Raw genomic sequence first — 2,321 nt, 5'->3', positions numbered from 1 at the left:
CTCATTTTGAGCAGATTATTAAACACAAGTATTGAAGATATCCTCGTTATTGACGGGGATATTTCTCGTTTTGGAACAAAATACAGAAATTTCTGGAAAAAATTAAACTGCTGGTATAATGACAAACCTGTTATTTTGTGATACAGTGAAGAAAAAGCAGAAAAGAAGAACCAGTTAAAGAGGTTTTGGAAAGGAAAAACAGATGTCAGCAAGAATACGTTTCAGCTATTGCAATTTAGAGCATACCCCAGAAGCAACGTTTGTCGTGAAACAGCGTGGCTTTGTTTTCATATGTTCAATTGAGAAAAGCGAAGGAACGGATTCTGTAGATGCAGATGCAGGAGGAATGATTTAGCCGAGGGCATCAGACAACTGGATACGGAAGAAGAGGAGCCGCTTATCTTATGCTGAACACATAAGACAGGTGGCTTTTTTGATATGATGCATATCAAAATTTGAAGGGAGGAACGAAGATGGATCAGATCGAAATTAAAGGAAAAGTAAATACAGCCATCTGTTACGCAAAGGTCGTGGAAGAGGAAGCCATCGAGCAGATCCGCCGCATGTGCGATTATCCGATGGCGGAAGGCTCGCGGATCCGCATCATGCCGGATGTGCATGCGGGAAAAGGATGTACGATCGGAACAACGATGACCATCCGCGACAAGGCAGTGCCGAACGTCGCCGGCGTGGACATCGGGTGCGGCATGTACACCGTAAATCTTGGGAGAGCCGAACTTGATTTTGCAAAAATCGACGAGGCGGCGCATGTTATCCCGTCCGGCATGAATGTCTGGGAGGGGAGACAGGAACGTTTTGACCTGATGACACTTGCCTGCAGCCGGGAATTAAAAGACACAAAACGCCTGGAGCGGTCGCTTGGAACCTTAGGCGGCGGCAACCATTTTATCGAGATCGATGAAGCCGCCGACGGCACAAAATATCTCGTCATCCATTCCGGCTCGCGGAATCTCGGAAAACAGGTGGCAGAGTATTACCAGAATCTGGCAGTGCGGCTGGACCGCGGTTATGACGAGTACCTGGAAAAACGCGAGGAGCTCATACGCACCTACAAAGAGCAGGGCCGCAGAAAGGAAATTCAGGAGGCGTTAAAACAGCTGCAGTGGAAACCGGGCGAAGCGCAGATGCCGGAGGATCTCTGTTATCTGACTGGAAAATATCTGGAAGCCTATCTGCACGACGTGGAGATCTGCCAGCAGTTTGCACGCCGGAACCGGGAAAAAATAGCGGAAATCCTGCTGGAGCGAACCGGCCTTACCGGCACCGATGCGTTCCACACGATTCATAACTATATCGACACAAACGAGATGATACTCCGAAAAGGCGCAATCGCAGCGCACAAAGGAGAACGAGTGCTGATTCCGATCAATATGCGCGACGGCAGTATTCTCGCCGTCGGAAAAGGCAATCCGGAGTGGAACGATTCCGCCCCGCACGGAGCCGGACGGCTGATGTCGCGCAAAAAAGCGAAGGAAACCCTGGCACTGGAGGAATACCGGAAGAGTATGGAGGGAATCTATACGACTTCCGTCAACGAACATACCCTGGACGAGGCGCCGATGGCGTACAAATCGCTGGATGACATTCTCGATATAGTCCGTGCATCGGTCGATGTCGTGGAGGTGCTGCGTCCCGTTTACAATTTCAAAGCATCAGAATAGAGGCGGAGGAAACCAGTAAAATTCCTCCGCAAGAAGGAGGAAGAAAAAAATGATGGCAATTCCGTCAATTGATATGGAAGCAACAGGAAGAAACATTACAAGACTGCGGCAGCAGGCAGGCCTTACCGTCCGCGACCTGCAGGAAATTTTCGGTTTCACCACCCCGCAGGCAATCTACAAGTGGCAGCACGGCACCGCCATGCCGGCAATCGACAACCTGGTCGTGCTGGCAGCGGTGCTGCATGTGTCGATCGATGAGATCGTGATTGTGGAGACAAGAGAGCTTGTACTTGCAAGTGCATGAAATCCGGTTCGGCTCCGGCGTGTCGGAGCGGAAAGTCTCCCCCGGCTCCGTTGACTTTATATCGGCAAACTGATAAGATACTCATAAATGTTCCAATGAGTATCTTATTTTTATGTTTCAAAAAATAAAAGGGGAGTAAAAATGACAAAAAAGAAAATCATCAGCCTTTGCATCGGCGCTGTCGTTCTTGCCGTGGCTGCGGCCGGTGTGAAGGAAGGCAGCTGGCTGATGAAGCATCGCCGGATGCAGAATGAGTTTACGCATGAGATGAATGCATTCACGACTAAAACAAACGCTGAGCTGATCCAGCCGACGATTGTTGCGGAGGATGATAT

The 2,321-nt window shown here is 49.4% G+C and carries 4 protein-coding genes; all 4 read left to right on the top strand.

The window, feature by feature from the left end:
- Window positions 1-202: 202 nt before the first annotated feature.
- The gene (locus Q0F04_RS11715) at window positions 203-355 is read left to right on the top strand and encodes a hypothetical protein (protein ID WP_295753497.1); all 153 of its coding nucleotides are present in this window, start codon (window positions 203-205) and stop codon (window positions 353-355) included.
- A gap of 118 nt (window positions 356-473) precedes the next feature.
- Window positions 474-1,682 carry an RtcB family protein gene (locus Q0F04_RS11710; protein ID WP_295753496.1) on the top strand — a complete coding sequence of 403 codons (1,209 nt, stop codon included), beginning with the start codon at window positions 474-476 and terminating at the stop codon, window positions 1,680-1,682.
- Between the two features lie 49 nt (window positions 1,683-1,731).
- Window positions 1,732-1,986, top strand: a complete 255-nt coding sequence (locus tag Q0F04_RS11705) for a helix-turn-helix transcriptional regulator (RefSeq protein ID WP_295753494.1) — start codon at window positions 1,732-1,734, stop codon at window positions 1,984-1,986.
- A 141-nt stretch (window positions 1,987-2,127) separates the two neighbouring features.
- Window positions 2,128-2,321, top strand: a 194-nt coding sequence (locus tag Q0F04_RS11700; protein WP_295753492.1) for a hypothetical protein, incomplete at its 3' end; no start/stop codon positions are given.

The sequence above is a fragment of the uncultured Holdemanella sp. genome (assembly GCF_934772795.1).
GTDB lineage: Bacteria > Bacillota_I > Bacilli_A > Erysipelotrichales > Erysipelotrichaceae > Holdemanella.
The sequence above is the reverse complement of the archived record's forward strand: the minus strand, read 5'-3'. Positions and strand labels throughout refer to the sequence as shown.

Coding starts and splice junctions, on each gene's coding strand:
- Q0F04_RS11705 (WP_295753494.1), top strand. CDS start 1,732: ATGATGGCAATTCCGTCAATTGATATGGAAGCAACAGGAAGAAACATT.
- Q0F04_RS11715 (WP_295753497.1), top strand. CDS start 203: ATGTCAGCAAGAATACGTTTCAGCTATTGCAATTTAGAGCATACCCCA.
- Q0F04_RS11710 (WP_295753496.1), top strand. CDS start 474: ATGGATCAGATCGAAATTAAAGGAAAAGTAAATACAGCCATCTGTTAC.